Source organism: Enterococcus sp. AMC1252 (genome assembly GCF_058216515.1).
In genome coordinates this window covers 1,737,440-1,761,725 of sequence record NZ_CM177097.1, presented here as the reverse complement: position 1 = coordinate 1,761,725, position 24,286 = coordinate 1,737,440, and the positions used below count along the sequence as shown (strand labels likewise).

The 24,286-nt window shown below is 36.7% G+C and carries 18 protein-coding genes; 4 read left to right on the top strand and 14 right to left on the bottom strand.

Features of this window, described 5'->3' with window-relative positions; genetic code table 11:
* Positions 1-3: 3 nt before the first annotated feature.
* The 8 genes from AC4BB5_RS08320 to dnaE all read right to left on the bottom strand — a co-directional run bounded on the left by AC4BB5_RS08320 (position 4) and on the right by dnaE (position 13,187).
* Positions 4-3,432: a pyruvate carboxylase gene (locus tag AC4BB5_RS08320; RefSeq protein WP_490458875.1), complete on the bottom strand. Its 3,429-nt coding sequence runs from the start codon at positions 3,430-3,432 to the stop codon at positions 4-6.
* A 100-nt stretch (positions 3,433-3,532) separates the two neighbouring features.
* On the bottom strand, positions 3,533-4,726 hold the full coding sequence (locus AC4BB5_RS08315; RefSeq protein WP_490458874.1) for an FtsW/RodA/SpoVE family cell cycle protein: 1,194 nt from the start codon (positions 4,724-4,726) through the stop codon (positions 3,533-3,535).
* Between the two features lie 3 nt (positions 4,727-4,729).
* Positions 4,730-5,032, bottom strand: coding sequence for an Fpa/YlaN family protein (locus tag AC4BB5_RS08310; protein ID WP_490458873.1), 303 nt, complete (start codon positions 5,030-5,032; stop codon positions 4,730-4,732).
* A 275-nt stretch (positions 5,033-5,307) separates the two neighbouring features.
* On the bottom strand, positions 5,308-5,463 hold the full coding sequence (locus AC4BB5_RS08305) for a hypothetical protein (RefSeq protein WP_490458872.1): 156 nt from the start codon (positions 5,461-5,463) through the stop codon (positions 5,308-5,310).
* Positions 5,464-5,673: 210 nt separating this feature from the next.
* Positions 5,674-6,693 (bottom strand): alcohol dehydrogenase AdhP, encoded by a 1,020-nt coding sequence (adhP, locus tag AC4BB5_RS08300; RefSeq protein ID WP_490458871.1) that lies wholly within the window; start codon positions 6,691-6,693, stop codon positions 5,674-5,676.
* A 186-nt stretch (positions 6,694-6,879) separates the two neighbouring features.
* Complete coding sequence (gene pyk, locus AC4BB5_RS08295) at positions 6,880-8,637, bottom strand: pyruvate kinase (RefSeq protein ID WP_490458870.1); 1,758 nt, start codon at positions 8,635-8,637, stop codon at positions 6,880-6,882.
* Between the two features lie 83 nt (positions 8,638-8,720).
* A complete protein-coding gene (gene pfkA, locus AC4BB5_RS08290) occupies positions 8,721-9,683 on the bottom strand; it encodes a 6-phosphofructokinase (RefSeq protein ID WP_086444330.1) in 963 nt (320 codons plus the stop codon).
* Positions 9,684-9,854: 171 nt separating this feature from the next.
* Positions 9,855-13,187 carry a DNA polymerase III subunit alpha gene (gene dnaE / locus AC4BB5_RS08285; protein ID WP_490458869.1) on the bottom strand — a complete coding sequence of 1,111 codons (3,333 nt, stop codon included), beginning with the start codon at positions 13,185-13,187 and terminating at the stop codon, positions 9,855-9,857.
* A 142-nt stretch (positions 13,188-13,329) separates the two neighbouring features.
* Here dnaE and AC4BB5_RS08280 point away from each other — a divergent pair, with 142 nt between their 5' ends.
* The gene (locus AC4BB5_RS08280) at positions 13,330-13,521 is read left to right on the top strand and encodes a YjzD family protein (protein ID WP_025868754.1); all 192 of its coding nucleotides are present in this window, start codon (positions 13,330-13,332) and stop codon (positions 13,519-13,521) included.
* 129 nt (positions 13,522-13,650) lie between these two features.
* Here the strand turns inward: AC4BB5_RS08280 and AC4BB5_RS08275 are convergent, their stop codons facing one another.
* Positions 13,651-14,847 (bottom strand): multidrug efflux MFS transporter, encoded by a 1,197-nt coding sequence (locus AC4BB5_RS08275; protein ID WP_490458868.1) that lies wholly within the window; start codon positions 14,845-14,847, stop codon positions 13,651-13,653.
* 158 nt (positions 14,848-15,005) lie between these two features.
* On the opposite strand from AC4BB5_RS08275, the gene AC4BB5_RS08270 reads away from it, so the two are divergent.
* Positions 15,006-15,536 (top strand): transposase, encoded by a 531-nt coding sequence (locus AC4BB5_RS08270; RefSeq protein ID WP_490456441.1) that lies wholly within the window; start codon positions 15,006-15,008, stop codon positions 15,534-15,536.
* Positions 15,533-16,417 (top strand): IS3 family transposase, encoded by an 885-nt coding sequence (locus tag AC4BB5_RS08265; RefSeq protein ID WP_490459046.1) that lies wholly within the window; start codon positions 15,533-15,535, stop codon positions 16,415-16,417. The genes AC4BB5_RS08270 and AC4BB5_RS08265 overlap by 4 nt, the downstream gene beginning before the upstream one ends.
* Positions 16,418-16,622: 205 nt before the next feature.
* Here the strand turns inward: AC4BB5_RS08265 and AC4BB5_RS08260 are convergent, their stop codons facing one another.
* The 3 genes from AC4BB5_RS08260 to AC4BB5_RS08250 all read right to left on the bottom strand — a co-directional run bounded on the left by AC4BB5_RS08260 (position 16,623) and on the right by AC4BB5_RS08250 (position 21,246).
* Positions 16,623-18,029, bottom strand: coding sequence for an NCS2 family permease (locus AC4BB5_RS08260; RefSeq protein ID WP_490458867.1), 1,407 nt, complete (start codon positions 18,027-18,029; stop codon positions 16,623-16,625).
* 257 nt (positions 18,030-18,286) lie between these two features.
* Complete coding sequence (locus AC4BB5_RS08255; protein WP_490458866.1) at positions 18,287-20,572, bottom strand: 5'-nucleotidase C-terminal domain-containing protein; 2,286 nt, start codon at positions 20,570-20,572, stop codon at positions 18,287-18,289.
* Between the two features lie 68 nt (positions 20,573-20,640).
* Positions 20,641-21,246: a DUF1361 domain-containing protein gene (locus AC4BB5_RS08250; protein ID WP_490459045.1), complete on the bottom strand. Its 606-nt coding sequence runs from the start codon at positions 21,244-21,246 to the stop codon at positions 20,641-20,643.
* Between the two features lie 184 nt (positions 21,247-21,430).
* Here AC4BB5_RS08250 and AC4BB5_RS08245 point away from each other — a divergent pair, with 184 nt between their 5' ends.
* A complete protein-coding gene (locus tag AC4BB5_RS08245; protein ID WP_490458865.1) occupies positions 21,431-22,240 on the top strand; it encodes a Cof-type HAD-IIB family hydrolase in 810 nt (269 codons plus the stop codon).
* A gap of 87 nt (positions 22,241-22,327) precedes the next feature.
* On the opposite strand, the gene AC4BB5_RS08240 is transcribed toward AC4BB5_RS08245, so the two are convergent.
* Positions 22,328-22,822: a type II toxin-antitoxin system Phd/YefM family antitoxin gene (locus AC4BB5_RS08240; RefSeq protein ID WP_490458864.1), complete on the bottom strand. Its 495-nt coding sequence runs from the start codon at positions 22,820-22,822 to the stop codon at positions 22,328-22,330.
* Between the two features lie 187 nt (positions 22,823-23,009).
* Positions 23,010-24,275, bottom strand: a complete 1,266-nt coding sequence (gene purD, locus AC4BB5_RS08235; protein WP_490458863.1) for a phosphoribosylamine--glycine ligase — start codon at positions 24,273-24,275, stop codon at positions 23,010-23,012.
* Positions 24,276-24,286: the final 11 nt, after the last annotated feature.

Genomic DNA, 24,286 nt, shown 5'->3' with positions numbered 1-24,286 from the left:
CGTTTAATTTTCTTTTACTTCAATTAATAAGTCTCCTGAACTGATTGGTTCGTCTTCAAAAACATAAATATGCTCTACAATTCCATCAAATCGTGCTTCGATAGTGGTTTCCATCTTCATCGCTTCTGTAACTAACAAAGCGTCACCTTTTTTAACTTTGTCGCCTTTGTTTACTAATACTTGGAGAACAGACCCAGACATTGTTGCGCCTATTTGCTCTTTATTAGTAGGTTCTGCTTTACGTTTTGCTTGAACAGAAGATTTGATAGAAGTATCCTTTATAACTATTTCACGACGTTGACCATTTAAGTTGAAGAATAACACTCTGTTTCCTTCTATATCAGGATCACCAATTTCATCTAAACGAACAATCAAAGTTTTACCTTTTTCAATTTGAACTTCTACAGACTCACCTTGGCGAATTCCTTGGAAAAATGTAGGAGTGTCTAGTAATGTCACATCTCCAAAATTTTGATATGATGTACGATAATCCAAAAATACTTGAGGATACATCAAGTAACTTAATATTTCTTCCAGTTTTGGCTCATAACCAATTTTTTCAGCTAATTCCGACTTTACTTTATCAAAATTCACTGGTGCTGCCAAACTTCCAGGTCTTTCAGTAAAAGCTGGGCGTCCTTTTAAAATAATTCTTTGTAAATCTTTAGGAAATCCGCCTACTGGTTGGCCTAAATCTCCTTGGAAAAATGTTACTACTGATTCCGGGAAACTCAATTCTTCTCCGTTATCATAGATATCTTTTTCAGTTAAATTATTTTGAACCATGAACAGTGCCATATCTCCTACAACTTTTGAAGAGGGGGTCACTTTTACGATATCACCAAACATCAAGTTAACAGTATGATACATTTTTTTGATATCATCCCACTGATGACCTAAACCAACAGCTTTAGCTTGTTGTTGTAAGTTAGAATACTGTCCACCTGGCATTTCATGCATGTAGACTTCTGTCTGTGGTGCGTTCAACCCATTTTCAAATGGTTTGTAGTACATCCGAACATCTTCCCAATAATGATTGATTTTTTGCGTATTATCAATATTAACATCGGGTGTACGGTCACCATTGACTAAGGCATAATATAAACTACTCATGCTAGGCTGACTTGTAGCTCCACTCATTGCACTTGTTGCTACATCTACAATATCCACACCAGCTTTAGTTGCCGCTGAGTAAGTGATAATACCATTGCCACTTGTATCATGTGTATGCAAATGAATTGGTAAATCGGTCGTGTCTTTCAACTCACTAATTAAGCGATACGCAGCTTGTGGCTTTAACAACCCAGCCATATCTTTGATTGCGATAATATGGGCTCCCATATGTTCAAGCTCTTTCGCCATATTTTTGTAATATTCAACATTGTATTTTGCTCTAGTTGGATCATTGATATCCCCAGTATAGCAAATGGCTGCTTCTGCAATTTTCCCTGTATCTCTAACAGCTTGAATACTTTTTTCCATTTGGGGTAGCCAATTTAGACTATCAAAGATACGGAACACATCAATACCTTGTCGCGCAGATTCTTTAATGAATTCTTCAATAACATTATCAGAATAATTTTGATAGCCCACAGCATTTGATCCTCTAAACAGCATCTGTAATAATGTATTCGGCATTAATTTACGAATTTTACGAAGTCTTTGCCATGGATCTTCATTCAAGAAGCGATATGCCACATCAAAAGTCGCACCGCCCCACATTTCACTAGAGAATAGTTCAGGCAAGCCTTCACCAGTCAACCGCGCAATTTCTTTGAAATCTTGTGTTCTTACACGAGTCGCTAATAAACTTTGATGCGCATCACGGAAAGTTGTATCAGTCAGTAAAACATTTTCTTGTTTCTTGACCCAATCAATCACGCCTTTGGCACCATCTTTATCTAAAATATTTTTTGCAGTCACATAATCACTTCGTAACTCTAAATCTGTTGGAATACGTGGTGCATCAAAATACTTTTTCGTTGATTTTTCAATTCCCGGAAAACCATTGACAGTAACTTCACCAATATATTTCATAGTTTTATTGCCTCGGTCTCTTAACTTCGGAAATTCGAATAATTGCGGAGTATTATCAATAAACGTTGTTTTCGCTTCTCCAGATTGAAATTGAGGATGAGCAATTACCTTGTGTAAAAATGGAATGTTTGTTTTTACACCGCGAATTCTAAATTCTCTTAGGCAGCGTTCCATTTTTTGAATCGCTTTTTCAAAAGTAAATCCATGTGTACACACTTTTACCAAAAGAGAATCAAAATATGGAGTCACCACTGCACCTGAGTAGGCATTACCAACATCAAGTCTTACACCAAACCCACCTGGAGAGCGATACGTATCGATTTTACCAGTATCCGGCATAAAATGATTCAACGGATCTTCCGTTGTAATTCTACATTGAATAGCAGCCCCATTTAGAGTGATTTCTTCTTGTTGAGGGATTTTCATATCTTGATGCAGATCAAGCCCTTGTGCTATTTGTAATTGAGATACTACGATATCAATATCCGTAATCATTTCAGTAATCGTATGCTCTACTTGAACACGAGGATTGACTTCGATAAAGTAAAATTGATCTCCTTCAACTAGAAATTCAACTGTTCCAGCATTGATATACCCAACATGTTTCATCAATTGAACCGCAGCATCACAGATTTCTTTTCGTTTTTCTTCACTCATTGATACACAAGGAGCTACTTCTACGACTTTTTGATGACGACGTTGAACCGAACAATCCCGTTCAAATAAATGAATCACATTACCATGGGAATCACCCAAAATCTGAACTTCAATATGTTTTGGATTAGAGATGTATTTTTCCACGTATACTTCATCAGAACCAAATGCAGCTTTCGCTTCACTTTTCGCTCGATCGTAGCCTTCTCTGGCTTCTTTTTCATCATGAGCAACTCGCATTCCACGGCCGCCGCCGCCAAGCGCTGCTTTGATCATAATAGGAAAACCATGTGTTCGACCGAATTCTAAAACGCCTTCTACTGTGTCAACAGGACCATCAGAACCTGGTATTGACGCAATTCCAGCTGCCACAGCAGCCTCTTTTGCTTTGATTTTATCACCGAAAATATCCAAGTGGTGCAATGAAGGACCAACAAAAATAAGTCCTTCTTCTTCACAACGACGAGCAAACTCTAGATTTTCAGACAGAAAACCATAGCCTGGATGGATAGCATCAGCACCTGATTGTTTGGCAATCTGGATAATGTCCTCCATATCAAGGTATGCTTCGATCGGCTTCTTCCCTCTACCAACCAAATATGCTTCATCCGCCTTAAAACGATGAACAGAATATTCATCTTCTGCTGCATAGATTGCCACTGTCCCGATGTGCATCTCTGTACAGGCTCTAAAAATTCGAATTGCAATTTCTCCACGATTTGCTACTAAAACTTTTTTCATTTTTTCACTCCTACCTGTTTATTGAGACTGAAACAAATCTGGTGAACTTTTATTTAACTTATTACGTCCATCTGTTCCAGCTCTTTTTACCTTCATTTATTTATTGATTACCAAGTAATTGGTACTCTTGGTCCATTTTTTGTTTTTTCTCATCCGCACTAATATTCAATACAAAAGCTACGGCAATAGAAATAATCAATACACTATTTCCTCCTTGACTTAGAAAAGGGAACGTTACCCCTGTCAAAGGAATCACTCCAGTAATCCCGCCTAGATTAATAAAAACCTGTATTAGCAACATTGAACCAATGCCAATGCACATTAATGAATTAAACGGTTTTTTAGAGCGTACGCCAACTAAAATAATCCGAGCTATCATAAACATCAAAATTGCCAGGATAATCAATGATACAAATAAACCTAATTCTTCAATCGTGATTGCAAAGATAAAATCAGAATGAGCTTCAGGTAAAAAACCTTTTTTCTGAATGCTATTTCCTAATCCTTTTCCAAACCAACCACCATTATTAATAGCATAATAAGAATTAGCCAACTGATGACCTGCATTTCGTTCATCCTTAAATGGATTCAAGAAAATAGCAAACCGTTGATACACATATTGATACCTATCCGGAATAAAACTTCCTCCAGTTAAAAGTAACGTTTGGATAACAACAATACTACCTAGAATTCCAGCGCCGCCAACTACATACGTATACATATAATTAATACCACTAGCAAGCACCATAATAATCACTAACAAAGTTAAAATAGCAGCATTTCCCAAATCGGGTTGAATCGCAACAAGGAAAATTAAAAAACCAACCAAAAGCATTGGTCTAAATACCGCTTTTTTAAATTCTTTATCGATATACTTCTGTCTTCGTCCTAAAATATACGCTAAATACCAAATCACCATGATTTTTAAATATTCAGCTGGTTGCATTGAGAACGAACCAATTTGAATCCACCCTTTGGCACCATTAATCTCTGCCCCTAATTTTGTAAAACGAACAGCTAAAAGTAAAACTGAGATAACCACGATTGCAAGCATAATGAATCCTTTGATTTGAAAGACGGTCGTTTTCATCTTATAGATAAAAAACATTGCAACCAAACTTAAAAGCCAAAACTCTAGCTGTGTAACAACCATACTTGTCGGCGTTTTTCCTTGTGAAACTAACAAAGAGGATGTTGAGCTGTATACCATGATCAATCCCACTGCACTAAGGACTAAGTACGGGATCAAAATACTATAATCTAACAGATGCCTCTTTTTTATCTTGTTCGGCAAAGTTTAAACCTCCTTGCCACTTTCTTTTTTTTCTTGTGTTTCCTCATAAACGTCACTATATAATTGATTAAGCTCTTTTTCTAAGTCGCTTAGCAATTGATGTCCTTGTTTTGAAGTTAAAATACCTAACCGAATAGCATAGGTCACTTGACGAGAGAAACCATACATTTGTGTATCTACGACTTCCTCAAACGCCTTACACTGGGAAATACATAGGCTATTTTTTTGATTACGGATCAACATCAGGATCCTTTGTGCATCATCGTTTAACAGCTGAACGGCAAAATCTTTTGAAATGGATTCCATTTGCACTAAACCTCCCATCTTAATTATGTAATTATAGCATAATTTGTCCCTTTATTAACAGAAATTTTCTGAAAATCCTTTGTTTAATTTTTTTTTAATTTTTCACAAATAGAAATCATCAAAAATCTCATTGTTCTTACATCTACTCTCAAAATAGACATGTAACTAGTAGAGAAGTTCAACTAAAATAGTTTAATTGATGTTACGAGTTCTCTTTTTGAGTGCTATTCCTAACTCCATTCTATTTCCTTCATCACAGATTATTTATTTTTATTTTAATTTAGACCATAAACAATTGCATAATAAATAACATAGAACCAGCTTAACGCGCCATGAAACACTGCCCAAAGAATACTGTGCCAATTCACATACGAAATGACTAAAGCTAAAGCACAACCAAATGAAACACCTGCTTTTGCACTCTCTTTCATAACTTTACCTCCTTCTCAGAATAGTCAATAAGCATGTATAGAAATTCTATTATTAATAGTAACAGAATCTATTTTAAGAAGCCATCAAAGTACCTGAGAAAGCTCAATTCTCTCCGAGCTATACCTCTTTTTTATAAAAAAATACCCTTAAAAAATCAAAGGCTTTTTTTAAGGGATTTACTATTCTATTTGTTTCTCATGTTAGTCACTTTATTTCTTTAAATCTACAACCATTCTTCCTTTAATTTTCCCTTGTTCCATTTCTTCAAAAATATCATTGACTTCATGTAAACAACGTGTTTCTACAATCGGTACTACTTTACCTTCTGCACCAAATTGGAATGCTTCCTCTAAATCTTTACGTGTTCCAACTAAAGAACCTACGATTTGAATGCCATCTAGTACTGTTTTAACAATCGCTAAATCCATTGTTTCCGGCGGCAAACCAACTGCAACGACTTTACCCGCAGCTCTCACAGAATCAACTGCTTGATTGAAGGCAACTTTTGATACTGCTGTAACAACTGCTGCATGAGCACCTCCAACTTTTTCTTGAATCCATGCTCCTGCATCACCATCTTTTAATGGGTTACACACTAAATCCGCGCCTAATTCTTTAGCGAATTCTAGTTTATCATCATTGATATCAATAGCTATTACTTTAGCATTGAAAACATTTTTAGCATATTGAATGGCTAAATTACCCAGTCCACCAATACCATAAATAGCAATCCATTGTCCAGGTTTTACATCTGAAACTTTGATTGCTTTATAACAAGTAACACCAGCACATGAAATACTACTAGCTTGAGCTGGATCTAATCCTTCTGGTACTTTTACAGCATAGTCAGCTTTAACGATACATTGTTCAGCCATAGCACCGTCTACTGAAAAACCAGCATTTTTTACTTGGCGACAGAATGTTTCTCGACCTGTAATGCAGTATTCACAAGTTCCACATCCTTCAAAGAACCAAGCAATACTTACACGGTCCCCTACTTTAAGGCTTTCAACACCTGGAGCAATTTCTTTGACGATTCCAATACCTTCATGGCCGATTACTCTTCCTGGTACTTCACCAAAATCTCCATGAGCTACATGTAAATCGGTATGACAAACACCACAATACTCTACATCAACTAAAGCTTCACCAGCTTCAAGGGGTCTAATATCTACTTCCTTGATTTCTACTTTTCCATTATTTTCTTTAGTTACAACAGCTGCTTTCATTCTATCACTCCTGTATTTAATATTGTATGGTAACAATTATATTTTACCATGTATGAAATCGTTTTAATAGTCTTTTTGAGAAAAAGTTCACAATAAAAGAAACTTTGTTCGAATTCAATAAAAAAGAGTGAAATTGAATCACTTTGCATGATTCATTTCACTCTTCTAATTGGTATAATTAATCTTTTAGATTGCTGTTGTTGCACCGCGATATACAATACCACGACGAGGATCAACAGTGATTAATTCATCATTTGCAATCAAGTTTGTTGCATCTACTGCACCAACGATTACTGGAATATCCTTCGCAATTGCAACAACTGCTGCATGTGAAGTCAATCCACCTTCTTCTACTACTAAAGCAATTGCTTTATCAATAGCAGGCATGTAATCTTTATCTGTTGTTTTTACAACTAGAATAGACCCTTCTGTTGCATTTGCTACTGCTTCTTCAGCTGTATTGGCAACAACTGCTTTAGCAATAACTGAAGCTTCGCCGATTCCTTGACCTTGAACTAATTTTGATCCGATCATTTGGATCTTCATTAAGTTAGTTGTTCCTTTTTCACCAACTGGTACACCAGCGGTAATGATGATCAAGTCCCCTTCACTTGCAAACCCTTCTTCTTGAGCGGTATGAGTCGCTAAGTTGAACATTTCATCAGTGCTTGCTGGTTTATCAGCAACTGTTGCGTAAACACCCCAAGATAATGATAAGCTACGAGCTTTTTGTTCTGTGAATGTGATCGCAACGATATGAGATTTTGGACGGTATTTAGAAATCATACGAGCTGTGTGTCCTGATTCAGTTGCAGCAACGATTGTTTGGATACCCAAATTACGTGCAGTATGTCCAACCGATTGTCCGATTGCTTCTGCCATATCTGTTTTGCTGTATAATTTTAATGCGAATGAATCTTGGTTAATCAACGCTTCTTCTGTACGAACTGCGATACGAGCCATTGTTTGAACAGCTTCTAGCGGGTAATCCCCAGCAGCAGTTTCTCCAGAAAGCATTACTGCATCTGTACCATCATAGATTGCATTGGCAACGTCGTTTGCTTCCGCACGTGTTGGACGTGGGTTACGTTGCATAGAATCCAACATTTGAGTTGCAGTGATGACCGGTTTACCTAAAGCATTACATTTTTTGATCAATTCTTTTTGAACAACAGGAACATCTTCAGTTGGAATTTCAACACCCATGTCACCACGAGCAACCATTAAACCATCAGAAACTTTTAGAATTTCGTCAATGTTATCGATACCTTCTTGGTTCTCGATTTTAGGAATGATTTGAATGTGTGTTGCCTCTTGCTCTTCTAAAATTTTAGTAATTTCTAAAACGTCAGTAGCACGACGTACAAAACTTGCAGCAATAAAGTCAACGCCTTGTTCGATACCAAAACGGATATCTGCTGCATCTTTATCAGTGATCCCAGGAAGGTTCACTGAGACGCCAGGTACGTTAACGCCTTTTTTATTTTTTAAGACACCTTCGTTTTTCACTTCAGTAACGATTTCGTTTGCAGAGCGGTCAATATCAGTTACTTCTAAATCGATTAATCCATCATCTAAAAGAATATGAGAACCAACGTTTACATCGTTAATTAGTTCTGGATAAGTAATTGAGAATTTTTCGTTTGTTCCTAAAACTTCTGTCATAGAAAGTCGTACTGAATCACCTGTTCTTAAAGTGATTGCACCATTTTCCATTTCGTTCGTACGGATTTCAGGGCCTTTTGTATCAAGTAAGATCGCTACACGTTTTCCTGTAATTTTAGCAGCTTCACGAATATTTTTGATGCGGTTGCCATGTTCCTCAAAATCACCATGTGAGAAGTTCAAACGGCAAACATTCATTCCTGCATTCATTAAGTTTACTAGCATGTCAACAGTTTCGCTAGCTGGTCCGATCGTACATACGATTTTCGTTTTTTTCATTACCAAACGCTCCTATTCCATTTTTGTTTATACATTATGAAGATTATCTATTTTCCTCAAGGGATACTTTGTATAACTTGCTTTTAAAAAGAAATCTCTTGATTTAAATCATAAAGTGATAAGTCCGGTTTGTGCTTGTGGTTTTCCAAAGTATCAACAATATCCGCTGATACCACTTGGTTATCAAGCATACCAATGCATTGTCCGCCAATTCCTGCTTTCAATAATTCGACAGCATAAGAACCGAATTTACTTGCTAATACACGATCACGAGCACTTGGAGAACCGCCACGAACAACGTGTCCTAAAATAGATACACGTGTATGGAAGTCACCATGTTCAGAAAGTTTATCAGCAAATTCATTACCGCCCATAACGCCTTCAGCTAAAATGATCAAGCAATGTTTTTTGCCACGATCGCGGCCTTCTCTAATACGTTTGGCAACATTAACCATATCAAAATCATGTTCTGGAATGATGATTTCATCAGCACCACCTGCTACACCCGACCAAAGAGCGATATCGCCTGCACCACGACCCATAACTTCAATAACGAATGTTCTCACGTGTGAAGTTGCAGTATCACGAATACGGTCGATTGATTCAAGTACAGTATTGATTGCAGTATCAAAGCCAATTGTAAAATCTGTCCCTGGAATATCATTATCGATTGTTCCTGGAATACCTACAGCTGGGAATCCACGTTTTGTAAGTGCCATCGCACCATGGTAAGAACCGTCACCGCCGATAACGACTAACCCTTCGATACCGAATTTTTTCAATTGTTCGATCCCTTTTAATTGACCTTCTTCTGTTGCAAATTCTGGATAACGGGCAGAGTATAAGAAAGTTCCTCCACGTTGAATCTTGTCGCCAACATCTGCAATGTCTAAACGGCGGATATCTCCTGCCACCAAACCTGCAAAACCGTAGTTAATACCATAAACTTCGATCCCGTCAAAAATCCCTTTACGTACCACTGCACGAATTGCAGCGTTCATTCCTGGAGCGTCTCCCCCACTGGTTAAAATACCGATACGTTTCATTCGTTCTTTCACCTCATATATTATACTTTTAAGCTGTAACAAGTTTTGCTACAGTTATTCATTACTCAAAAATATTACGTCACTCATTTTACCATTAATAGTGCAAAATGTCTTGATTTAAGAAGAAATAATTGAAAAAAGATGAAAACAATTAGTATTTTTTACCGTAAATCATTTGAAAACAACATTTTGACTGCCTAAAATCAGCTCTAATTGTTCTTTTGCACTAAGTGTATCAGCTACCCAATTCTCTTCACTCAAGACTAATTTTTTCCCGTTTTTTTCAAAGTAGATGATCACAGGCGTATTGCCTTTGTGCGCTTGAATCACATCATGGACACTTTGCAGCACCTGTTTTTGATCTTTAGTTTCAATGACTTTTAAATAACAAGTTGTTGCACTAATATTATTTTCAATATCACTGGCTTTTTCAATCTGATTTACTAATAATTGAAGCTCTTGATTGTAATTGCTTTTTTCTATTTTACCTTCTACGAAATAAACTTGATTTTTTTCAATAGTTTGACGAAGTGTTCTGAAAACAGTTGGGAAAAGAGTCAAAGATAGCGCCCCAGTTAAATCATCACCTTCTACAAATGCCATTTGTTCCCCTTTTTTTGTTCGGATTACGCGAATATCTTTCACATAAATCAATAAACGTGCTGTTTGATTTTCCAACACATCGCTGACAAGCATCACTTGCTTGGCAAGCCGAGTCTTTTTGAACTCTTCTGTAGGATGACCAGATAAATAGACGCCTAAATATTGTTCTTCTTGCTCTAATTTTTCCTCTAAGGAATAATCTGCAACCTCGATTTCTTTTAATTTTAACGTTTCTTCTAAAAGATCTATACTGCCACCACTATAAATGATATTTTGAATTTCACTATCTAGACTGACTGCTAGTTGACGACGGTTCGGTTGTAATTCGTCGAAAGCGCCAATTGCAATCAAAGGTTGGATATTCTCAGCTTTCAACCATTTACGATCGATGCGTAATAAAAATTGATTAAATGATTTAAATGGACCTCTTTCTTTACGTTCATCTAAAATATTTTGGATGAAATCACGACGTATCCCTTTCAATGAACTAAAGCCAAACATAATTTGATCGTTATTATTTAAGTAAAAACTATATTGACTAGTGTTGATTGAAGGTTGGATGATTGCCATTTTATTTTTACGCGCTTCACCGATGTATTCTTTGATTTTAGTAGGATTATGTCTGACTGAATGAAGAATCGATGCGTAAAATGCACCTGGGAAATGTACTTTTAAATACGCCATTTGAAAACCAATGAACGAATAAGCAAAAGCATGCGAGCGGTTGAAACCATAATTAGCAAATCGTTCGATATAATCATAAATCGTGGTTGCTACTTCTTCACTATGTCCTTGGTTCATTGCGCCTTCAACAAAGTGCTTTCTTTCCTCATCTAAGACAGCTTTTTTCTTTTTACTAACAGCTCGTCTTAAAATATCAGCTTGCCCAAGACTAAAACCTGCCATTGTAGAAGCAACCTGGATGATTTGTTCTTGATACACAATAACGCCATACGTATTCTTTAAAATTGGTTCTAATACCTCATCAGGATAATTGATGGGTTCCTCTCCTTTTTTTCTACGGATAAATAAATCGATATTTTGCATTGGACCTGGACGATACAACGCATTAACAGCGGCAATATCTTCAATACTGGTTGGACCTAGCTTCCTTAATACATTTCTGATACCTGCTGACTCAAATTGAAAAACACCACTCGTCTCTCCACGTCTGAACAAGGCTAATGTTTTTTCATCATCTAGAGGAATTTTATTTAGAATTACGTCTCGTTTGTATACTCGCTTGATCGACTTGATTGTGTCATCAATGATTGATAAATTTCGCAAACCTAGAAAATCCATCTTCAGCAAGCCTATTTTTTCAACATCATTCATTGTAAACTGCGTTAAAAAAATATCATTAGAGCCAGGTTGTAGCGGTACAATGTCTAAAAGATCTAAGTCGCTGATTACCACACCGGCTGCATGTGTTGATACGTGCCTTGGTAGTCCTTCTAAGCGTACTGCCGTATCATATAACAAACGATTTGCCTCAGATGAATTCACTAATTCTACAAGTTTTTTGGAATCAGCATATGCTGTACTCAATGTCATTTTCAATGCACTCGGCACAGCGTTAGACCAACGGTTGGATTCACTTTGAGATAGACCAAAGACTCTCGCCACATCTCTTAAAACCATTTTTGCCGCCATTGTACCAAATGTAGCAATCTGCGCCATATGATAATGTCCATATTTTTCACGAACGTACTGCAATACTTCTTCACGCCGGTTATCGGGGATATCTAAATCTATATCAGGCATTGAGTGCCTTTCCGGATTTAAGAATCGTTCAAATAGTAAATCATATTTGATTGGATCAACATCGGTGATTGATAAAACATACGAAACTAAAGAACCAGCAGCAGAGCCACGTCCAGCACCTGTCACGATTTTTCTCTCATGTGCAAATGCCATGACATCCCAAACAATCAAGAAATAATCATCAAATCCCATCGTATGAATAATACCTAACTCTTTGGCTAAACGCTCCTCATACTCAGGTGTAATATTTTCTATTCGTTCAGGTAATTTTTGCAAGCATAATTCTTTTAAAAACTCTCCTGCTTGCTTATCATTTGAAACTGGATAATGAGGCAGCAAGCGCTGATGCAATGGAATCTCCAAAGAACAAGCATCTGCTACCTTTTCTGCATTATAAACTGCTTGTTCGCCAGTTTTCACGAGCAACTGCTCTTTTGCATCTAACTGATTTCTTAAATAAAAAGGACCTTCGATCTCAGTCTCTTCCGCATTCAATGCCATCTGTTGCCCTTCATTGATATGAGCTAATACCTTTAATGCAAAGCCATCTTCTCTATTTAAATAACGAGTTTCTTGTAAAGCGATTAATGGCTGCTTTTGGGTTTCATAAAATTGAAAAAGGCTTGGGTCAGTTTCAGCGTTGCACGTGAATGAAACTCCTGCAAAAAAAGAGTCTGGGTCAAATAACTGTACAAGTTGATCTAAACTTTCTGCGGTCTCCGCTTCACTTCGCTTTAAAGCAGTTCTGACTTCACTTTTGTCAGATGGCATCACAGCAAATAAATGAGATAAATAATCCTCGATTTCTTCTAAATAAAAAACTCTTTCACTATTCATCTTTGCAGTGGATATCCGCATCAAGTTTTGATAGCCTTTTAAATCTTTTGCATATAACAACAATTGCGCGTTTTGCTCAGATTTTTGTGGTGTATATTCTAACGTCAAGCCAATAATCGGCTTGATTGCTTCTTTTTTACAAGCTTCAAAAAATTCGATTGCCCCATGTAGGACGTTGACATCAGTGATTCCTAAAGTCTTATAACCTAATTTTTTGGCTTCTTGCACTAATTCTTGAATTCGAATAGTACTGGAAAGTAATGAATAGGAAGTAATTGTATATAATTGTGGAAAGGGCATAAGACATCTCCTTTTACATGAAGTTTGATTTACGACTGATTTTACCATTTATTACGATTATTTTTAATTAAAAATGTAACTTTCAATTTCTTTACATTTACAAAAATTGTGCTAAACTATAGCTAGAAAAGAGGTGCAGTCCATGCGTTACATCCTTGTATTGTTATGGTCTTTTTTACTAGGACAAGTGGTCGGATATATCGGTGGTGCCTTAAATGGCGGAACGTACGATTTTATGTTAACAACGATTATTTCATTGATTACCGGCGTGATCATCTTATTAATTGGTCAATTTGCATTGCCTAAAAAAGAAACCACTAAAAGTGTTCAATAATTCTAAGGCTAAGGTCTAATCCTATTCTTCAGATTAGCTTTTACCTTCCCTTAGTTACTTGAAAATCACGATTATAAAAAAACCAGTTACTACAAACATTGTAACTGGTTTTTTTATGTTTTCAACTGTTTATAGTTTTTTATTTAAAATTTTGCGAAAATTAAATAGAGATAGGCCAATATTTCCTAATACAAAACAAGCCGTTACAATAAACACTGCACTATACCCCATACCATGAGCGACTGTCGAGCCAACCATCGGTCCTAAAACTTGTCCAAAATTGCTAAACATCTGATTGTAACTATAGATTCGACTGACACCTTCCGCCGGTGTGATTTTGCTGATCAATGTGTTGATTGAAGGCATCAGAGCACCTGTTGAAAATCCTAAGAAGAAACGCAACAACCCTAATTGAAACGGAGTTTGAACAAACGCCATCGGAATATAACAAATCAACGATAATATCAGACCTGCTATTAGAACCTTTTGATTACCAATCTTATCACCCAATTTACCTAATACTGGTGAGGATATAACGGCTGAGACCCCTGCTACTGAAACGATCAAACCACTAATGAATAAAATATTCCCCATATCTTGACTTAACGAACGAATATACAATGTTAAAATTGGGCTAATACTTGTGACACCTATTTGTAAAATCAAAGTAGTTACAAATAAACCAATCAAAATAGAAACATGATCCATTTTTGAAAAAATCTCTTTTGTGCTTAACAAATCCTTCTTCTCAACTGGCTGAAAGTCCTCATTTACCATGAAAATCGTCAACAGTGTTGTAATCAGCAACACAACACCTGTAATAATAAAAACATTTTCCATTCCAAACCATTGGGCCAAAGCACCGCCGATAGAAGGGCCAATTAAATTCCCAGCTATCGCTCCTGTTGAGAGAGTCCCAAGCGCCCAGCCACTTTTCTCTTTTGGTGCTTGAGAAGCAATCATCGCAGTTGCATTAGGGATGTAACCAGAAAGAATCCCATTAAAAAAACGCATGATAAGCAACCAATACACGTTTGGCACAAATGCTAACGATCCCATCGTGATTGTCATTCCCGCTGCGGCTCGAATCATCATCAGCTTTCGACCTTTTCGATCCGCTAGATTCCCCCATATTGGAGCTACAATAGCCGCCGCGAATGCGGTAACGGATATAGCCAATCCTGAAAATAGTGCAACTTGATTTGCTGGTGTTCCCAACTGTTCAACATAAACAGGAATAAACGGCATCACTAAACTAATACTCGCCCCCGTAAAAAAACAACCCAACCAGGCAACCATCAAATTCTTTTTCCAATCAATTTTCATCTTAATGCACACCTCACAAGTTCTTCACTACTAACTATACTCCAAATTTTGCAATCTCTCAAAAAATTTTTCTGAAAATAACAAAAAAGAGGCTGAGACATAATGATGTGACCCCCAAAAGTTGTACGTGAAAATACAATTTTTGGAGGTTATTTTTTATGAGTTATTATGAGGTAGAATTCAAATTAAAGCTAGTGAAAGAGTACTTAGAAGGCCCTCTGGGCGGACGAGCGTTGGCTAAAAAATACGGACTCCCATCAAATGCCTTAATTTACAATTGGAAACACTCCTATCAATTATTTGGGAAAGAAGGGCTCAAAATACACCGTTCACCAACAAAATATACTAGTGAATTTAAGCGAGATGTATTACACTTTATAGAAACGACAGGTGCTTCTTTCGGTGAAGCAGCAAGACAATTCAAGCTGCCTAGTGGGTCGATGATTTCTCGTTGGCAAAAAAACTACATCGCTGGTGGTCAAACTGCTCTGTCTACTCAAAAAGGGAGACCAAAAAAAAAGATGAACAAACCAACAAAAAAACTGCAAAAAACAAGCAAACGATCTCGTGAAAAAGAATTAGAACGTGAGAATGAACGTTTACGAATCGAGGTTGAGTATTTAAAAAAGCTACGGACTTTCCAACAGACTATTATGGCGAAGCGAAAAGACGAGTTCAAACCAGAATAGCCATAGAACTTATTGGAAAGTACCGTCAAGATCATGTGTTACAAGCGATTAAGCTACCGCGTTCTACCTTCAATTACTGGAAAAAACAGATAATAAGCGAAGAAAAAATGACTCCCTTGGAGAAACTGATCCAAACAATTTTTGAAGAGAATGATCACAATTATGGCTATCGTCGAATCAAGCTGGCTTTACTGAATATGGGCTATCAAATCAATCATAAGAAAATCCAACGGATTATGAAGAAATATAACTTAGTATGTATAAGCTTTACTCGTCGTTCAAGAAGTTATCGATCTTACAAAGGTTTAGTGGGAACCTTGGCTAAAAACAAGATGAATCGCCGCTTTTCCAGCAGGATTCCAAAACAAAAAATCTTTACAGATATTTCAGAATTCCACTATACTGAACGAAATTCCGAAGGAATTAAACTAAAAAGAAAAGCGTATCTCAGTCCTTTTCTTGATGGTTTTAATGGAGAAATCATTGCCTATCAATTTCAGCAAAAACCAACGTTGGATTGTGTATTGATTCCTTTAAAAATAGCCATTAAAGAAAGTAAAAAGACCCACTTTCGAACAACCATCCATTCCGATCAAGGGTGGCATTACCAAAATCAACAGTATGTCAGACAATTGAAGCAAGCAAGGCTATACCAGAGTATGTCAAGAAAAGGAAATTGTTTGGACAATGCATTAATGGAAAATTTCTTTGGTCTAATGAAACAAGAAATGTATTATGGTCGTAGTTTTTCTAGCTTTGAGGAATTAAAACGAGCAGTTACAAATTATATTGATTATTACAATCATCATCGGATAAAAGCAAAATTGACTGGTATGAGTCCGGTTCAATACCGAATTCATACCAGTCGAATGACAGGTTAATCTACGTACAACTTTTAGGGCGCACATCATAACTCTATGAGTTACATCCCAGCCTCAAAGAATCCGAATAAACGGTGGGCGCAGAAGCAACTCCTTCGTAAATAAGCTGAAATTCATAAAAATTTGAAAAACAATTTTCGTGAATTTCTTCTTATTTCTCGGAGTTAAACACTTCTGTCCCAACCTCTTTATCCTTCATAATCGACTATAGAATTGCCAAAATAATAAAGTTTAATATAAATAAGGCATTAACGACCCATAAGATTGGTGATATCTCTTTGAATTTACCTTTTGCAATTTTGACTACTGCGTAAAAAATAAAGCCTGCCGCAATCCCATATGAGATGCTATAACATAAACCCATGAAAATCGAAGCAAAAAATGCTGGTATCGCCTCTTCTAGATTTGTCCATTCAATATCTTTAAACGAAGCTAACATCATCACTCCAACTAATATCAATGCCGGCGCAGTCGCTTGAGCTGGAACGATTGCAATCAGTGGTGAAAACAGACTACTCAATGCAAACAAAGCAGCTACTACTACAGAAGTCAAACCCGTACGACCACCTGCACCGATTCCTGCAGCACTTTCTACATAAGTCGTTGTATTTGATGTACCGAAAACAGCACCAATCGATGTTGCAATCGCATCAGCAAACAACGCTTTGTCCATTTTTGTAGAAAAACCCTTACTATCTTCCAAAGCCAATTCGTCTTCTTTAGAGAATATTCCTGTACGACGTCCTGTTCCAATAAATGTACCGATTGTATCAAATGTATCAGATAAACTAAAGGCAATGACCGTCATCAAAACTTGTGGAATTTTTGAGGCATCGCTAAATAGTGATTGCATTCCTTCAGCACCAAATGCAGCACCAAACGTTGTTCCTAATTCTCTAATAGAATTCCCTAGAGAATTTTCTTGCCAATTAATAGATGATAAATCTACTACTCCAAGCGGAATCGCAATAACCGTAGTTACTACAATACCGATTAAAATAGCTCCTCGAACATTTAAAACGACCAAAACTGTCGTCAAAACTAAACCAATCACAGCTAAGATAATCTCTGGATTATTAAAGTTCCCTAGCGCTGGTACAATGCTATTCCCATTAACCACACCATTATTAGGTTCTGCTTGTACTGTAAAATCTAATAATTTTGCATTTTTAATCCCTACATACGCTACAAAAATTCCAATACCGCCACCAATCGCATGTTGCATGCTTTCTGGTATAGCTTTAATAATCAATTTACGAATTTTCGTTACAGTGATCAAAACATTGATCAATCCGCAAATAAATACCATAGCTAATGCCTGCTGCCATGTATAACCCAAACCAAATACAACTGTAAAAGTAAAAAAAGCATTTAACCCCATACCTGGAGCTTGCGCATAAGGTACATTCGCAAAAAGTCCCATGATCAGTGTTCCAATGATTGAAGCAATGATCGTCGCTAGAAATACTGCTTGAAACGGCATACCTGTTTGAGATAATATCGACGGATTTACGAATAAAATATAACTCATTGCAAAAAATGTTGTTATCCCTGCCATCATTTCAGTTGAAACAGTTGTTTTGTTTTCCTTTAATTTGAAAAACTTTTCCATGAAATTGTCTCTCTCCCTTTTTACCAAAAAATTTCATCAGGATACTTTAATTCAATTTACTTAATAAGTGCATGTTTCGTTTTTCTGATGAATACTTTTAAAGTATAAGGTAGAGAATTTTTTATTTCAACAAATTATTAACTTTAATCAGATTAATTATTTATAATGTTCGTGTTTTAATCTTTTGACACACTGATTTAAGTATTAAAAAAATGCCTAGCACTCGAAGTTTGACTTTTACGAGTCCTAGGCATTTTTTAGAGAACTTTTCGTTTTAATAAAACAAACATACTACTATTGATTAGGATAGCACCCAATAACATGTAAGAACTTGCTTCTCTTTCACCTGTTTTTGGCAATTCCTTTTTTGCTGTTGTTTCAGAAAGCTCTTTTGTGTTTGACGTTTGCAAAGGAATTTCTTTCTTGGGTAAAACATCGATTGGAAACACAACTTTATTTTTCTCTTCATCCAATACGACCGCAGTCAACTTCTTTTTCCCATTGAGATTTAGTGAAATAACGTTGATTTTGATGACACCTTCTGAATCTGCTTTTCCAACTAAATCTCCTTCTGTTGGCTCAGATGACCTTGTAGTTGCTTGAGGAATTTCTCCAACATAAAGTACAATAGTAGCATTCGGTAATGTAACCCCTCTTAAAAGTTCATCATCTTCATGCAATGGATCAAAAATCGTCGCCTTTTTGATCTTCTCTTCAGCCTCTTTTGATACGGGCACATCAGGCTCGACTGGATTTGTTGGATCTACTAATTTTTTACGATTTTCAACAGATGCTGCAATCAATTCTCCAGCAGCCTCTTTACTTTCAATATAGCTAATAAATGTCTCTGTATCAGGTTGAATCGCATTTACTAAGACTGCTTCAGTAAATCCCGAGAAGCCATCACCTCCACCAAATAAAAAGTCATTGATCACAACAGAATAAGTTTGATTGGATTGAATCGGTGTCCCATCAACTTTACGCATATCGTGAACCTTAAATGGTTGATCTTCATCTCCCGTAGCGACATACGTGTATGTCAGACCAGCTATTTGTAAAAAGTAACGTTCCTCATCATCATACTGCTCATTTAAGACTTGTTCAACTTGTGCACCTGTCATTTCGATCACTTGCAAAATATTGCCAAAAGGCTGTACTGCTTGGGCTGCTCCCCAGGTAATATTCCGATTTTCGTCAACTGCTAAATCAGCTCGAATACCACCATTGTTGGTCATAGCAAAATCCGCTTCAATTCCTTTGGCTTTAGCCATCGCAACTTGACCGTCCGTAATCAGGTTCCCTAGTGGGGACTCTTTTGATTCATTGACTTCTCGAGTAATTGCGCCGTTTTCCTTCGCCGTTCCGATTTTTTTATTTGTCACTTTTGCTACACGTTCTTCAGCATCTTTTACGATTGTCTCAACTTGTCCATCAATCTTAGGTGCATCTTTTGCAGCTGGATCAACTGGTAATACTTTCGCTTTAGGTGTCTCAACAAAATCTTTGGTTTTTGGATCAAGCGTTCCTTGAAGATCAATGTAACCTTTTCCTTGTGCCGTCGATTGTACCACTCTTGTTTTATTAACGACACCATTTGTATACTGATGATTATGTCCTGCAAAAAAAGCATCTACACTGTTATCAGGAAAAATCTTATTAACTTCTTTGATAATATCAGCTGCTTCACCATTAACATTATCCGTTTTGCTAGTTGCAGGAATATGCGCTAAAACGACTATCGCATTCACATCCTGTTTTCTTAGTTCACTAGAATAGTAAGCAATGGTTTGCGCTTCATCTAAAAAATCATATGCTTCATAATGTTCTTTTAGGACTAAGTTTGGGATTTCTGTTGTAACTACCCCAATGAAACCAACTTTTACCTTATTATTCGCTGTCCCCACTTCTTTAATCGTATAAGGTTTCCAGCCAAAAGGAATTTCTTCTGTGCCTTTGTTAACAACATTGGCGATCACAATTTGCGTTTTTGAGGCTTCCCTTGGATAGGACTTTAAAATACCATGTAAATCATCAGTCGGTTGCTCACCAAGCATGATTCGGTTAAACTCATAGAGTCCCTCATCAAATTCATGATTTCCTAGCGTCCCCACCGAGAAATCCATTTGATTCAACACTTTGATGGTCGGCTCATCTTGAAGTAATCCTGAGCTAGCTGGACTTGCACCAACCATATCTCCTGCTTGTACACGTAACGTTTGCCCTCCACTATTTTCGGCTTTAAACTGTTCTTGTGCTCGATTCAAGTATGCTGAAAGTAAAGGAGCCGTCCCAGCATTGCCAACTTTATTCCCTTCGTCATCAAAAAAAGAGCCCGTAGTATTCAGGGCTCCATGAAAGTCATTGATCCCTAAAATTTGAAAAGGAACTTGCTCCCCAGTAGATTGTTGTTCTGCTGAAAGAGTCTTGCTATTATCTCCATTACTTGTTTGCGCCTCAACAGTGTTGTTTCCCCTCACTCCACTGCTACTAATTCCCCCAATAATAAATAAAGCAGTTAACAAAGAACTTTGCCACTTTTTCATAGTTATAACCCCTTCACAATTGATTACAAACACACTTAGTTAAAGAGTAACAATTTCCTCACACCATGTCAACATAGCATTTCTTCTTTATCCATTAGTTTCAAACCTTTTAACCCCATGATAGCAGCTAATAAAATAAGCTGCATCGCTGTATACATAAGAATAAATATGATTTTCTCCCATGACCAACTAAAAAAAATGAGTTGTAATGTTTGTATAGGTTTAGTAAATAAATGAACACTATGTAAACGATCGAACCGACCAACAAAAACAGCTAAGCTTGACAAGAAATTGACAATAAAAACAAATAACACTCCTTGCCACCGTTTATTTAATTTATTCCTTCTATAACATTCATTAAGCGTTGCAAATAGTGTCGCCATTCCTAAAAATCCATATACACAAATCCCCACCGTTAGAAAACTAAAAGACAACCATCCTGACAATGACAGTCCAAATATCTGATCCATTCCTCGATAGATGGGTAAACGTTCTAAATGAAAAAAATCCGTAAATAAATAAGGAGCATTTGGATAAAATATCAACCAAAAGAAGACTAGTAATAAGAATAATTGATTATTCACTTTCTTAAAATGAAAACTAATTTCAAGTGGAATATAGGCTAATAACACATTCAGTGCCATGAAATGATACATCTGGGCTACAAATAACATATAAAGACAATACAGGATAGTCGCTATCCGTATTGTCCAACGATAGATCTGAATCAATTTTTTCACCATCCTTTTCAATTTAGTGTATCATAAAGAAAATTTTTTCTAAAATTTTCTTGAAAACTTGTCATTCTGCTATTTTATGCTAGACTTAGTTAAAGAAAAATTTCCGGGAGGAATGATTTTGAAAAAATTAATTGCAATCGACTTAGATGGTACAACTTTAAATGCACAGTCATTGATCAGTGAAACCACTGAAAAAGCCTTGAAAAGTGCTATGAAACACGGGCATTATGTCAGTATCGTTACTGGTCGTCCTTATCGAATGAGCGGTCAGTTTTATCGCCAATTAGGATTAGCTACGCCGATGGTCAATTTTAATGGTGCTCTTGTTCATATGCCTGAAAAACAATGGGCCGATGAGAAAGAAACAGGAATAAAACGGGACTTAGTCTTTGACATTTTAGCACAAAAAAAAGCATTAAACCTTGATTTTGTCGCTGCAGAAAATAAAGAAACCTTTTACATCGATAGTTTAGATTACTTCGATTCGGGTTTCTTTGCATCAGAGGCAACACCAAGTAATCTTTTGACTGCAAAAAACTTAGTCACAGATCCAACTTCGATGATGGTTCGTACATCAAAAGATCAAGCCGCACTCGTTTCTGATTCTTTAATGAAACAGTATGGCGATTATGTTGACGTTAGAACCTGGGGTGGCCCTACGCCTATCTTAGAAATCGTCTCTAAAGGTATTCAAAAAGCTAAAGGCGTCGAGCAAGTTGCAAAATACCTAGATGTGAAACGCTCAGATATCATTGCATTTGGTGATGAACATAACGACGAAGAAATGCTAGAATATGTAGGTTGGGGTGTTGCAATGAAAAATGCAACTGACCAAATCAAGTCTGTCGCCAACGACATTACAGAAAAAACAAATGATGAAGACGGCCTAGCTGATTACCTAAAAAAATATTTAGAGATTGAAGATTAATAAACATTGATGACTAGAACAGAGCTTTGTGCTTTGTGTTCTAGTCATTTTTATTGTTCTTTTCTAATTTATTTAAGTATCAATATGCTAACCTACTCTAAGATGAATTTTTTTCACGATCAATTTATCTGTTAAATGAGATTGATTACTCTGCTCCCCAATTACTTCAGCTAAAACATTTGTTCGATCTTCTTTTCTCTGAAGTTGATATTCGATTTTTCCCGTTTCATTCAATTCATTCATCATATCGCCATAATCTTCAGATTCAATCTTTTTAGTGATAAAACCTAACGAGACCATTTGGTCATCTAGATTCTTTGTTGAAATTAGTGAACCAAAAGCAATTTTTTGACGAATCGCCTGATTTAATTGTGTTATTTTTACATCTTGACTCTGTTCATTTGATTGTTTCTTAATCAACGTTTCATATTGTTCAGCAGTCAACATTACGCCAGCAATTTTTTTTCGATTATAAATATAAACTCCCGCGTTTGTTTCCTCAGCTGCTTCAAAAATGGTCATAGGAGACTGTTTTACATCTGTAATTGAAAACGCTACGTCTCTTTGTATTTTATTTTTCATTTGTCAACTCCCCTTCCAAATGATTATATCATACAGAATTTCAGTGTGAAGCGCTATTTGAGATTATCATATTTTTGTCAATAGTACTCATCATTTAACCTAGTACATACTCATAATAAATTGAACCCATATAAAAATAAAAGATAAGTCAGTTAAAAGTATAAATTACTCTTAACTGACTTATCCTCTATTGGATTCCCTTAAAACCAATATCTCCCCTATAAAAAGTCCCTTCTGTATCGAAAGATGCCAGTACACTATAAACAGCATCTTGAGCTTCTTTCAATGTTTTCCCACTTGCTTCAACAAGATACACACGGCCTCCATTTGAAACTAGCTGATTTCTTTGTTCTTTTACGCCAGCATAATAAACATGTTCCGTATCTAAGCTGGAAAAATCTGGAATAACTTGTTCTTTTTGATACTCGCTAGGATATCCATTCGCTGCAACTACCACACCTAAATTGTAGCCACTTTGCTTCCACCGAATCTCTGGATTTTTTCCTTTTAGTAGGTCATCAATGACTTGAGCAAAATCACTTTCTAAACGTTGCAGCACAACTTGGGTTTCTGGGTCACCAAACCGAGCATTAAATTCAATTACTTTGGGACCTCCATCAGTCGCAATCAATCCAGCGTACAAAACACCTGTAAAAGCCCTACCTTCTGCTACCATTCCACGCACTGTTGGCGTCAAGATCGTTTCGATTGCTTCTTTGACAATCTCATCAGAAATTTGAGGTACCGGGCTGTAGGCACCCATCCCCCCAGTATTTGGACCACTATCTCCTTCATATGCTCGTTTATGATCTTGTGCAATCACCATAGGATAAACTTCTTGATCCCGAACAAATGCTAACAAAGAGAACTCTTCTCCTTCTAAAAAGTCCTCAACAACTACCTTCGCACCACTTAAACCAAATTTACTTTTCTCAAGCATGTCATCCAACGCTTCAATTGCTTCTTCAACTGTTTGCGCTACTACAACCCCTTTACCAGCAGCGAGTCCATCGGCTTTAATTACAATCGGAGCACCTTTTTCAATAACATAAGCACGGGCTTTTGTAAAATCAAAAAATGTTTGATGCCTTGCTGTAGGTATATCGTATTTATTCATGATTTTTTTTGCAAAGTCTTTCGATCCTTCAATGATTGCCGCAGCTTTGACTGGTCCAAAAGCGAGCAAACCAGCCGCCTCAAAATCATCAACAATCCCATTCAGCAATGGCGTTTCGGGACCAACAAATGTCCAGTCGACGGCATTTTCTTTGGCAAACTTAATCAAAGCAGGATGATCATCTTCTGCAATATCAATCAATTGGATACCATCTTTTTTCATACCCGCGTTTCCTTTGGCACAAAAGACAGTTGTTACTTTAGCGCTTCGAATCAATTTTTGGGCAATGACATGTTCTCTGCCCCCGCTTCCAATAACTAAAACTGTTAATCCCATTGAGTTCTCCT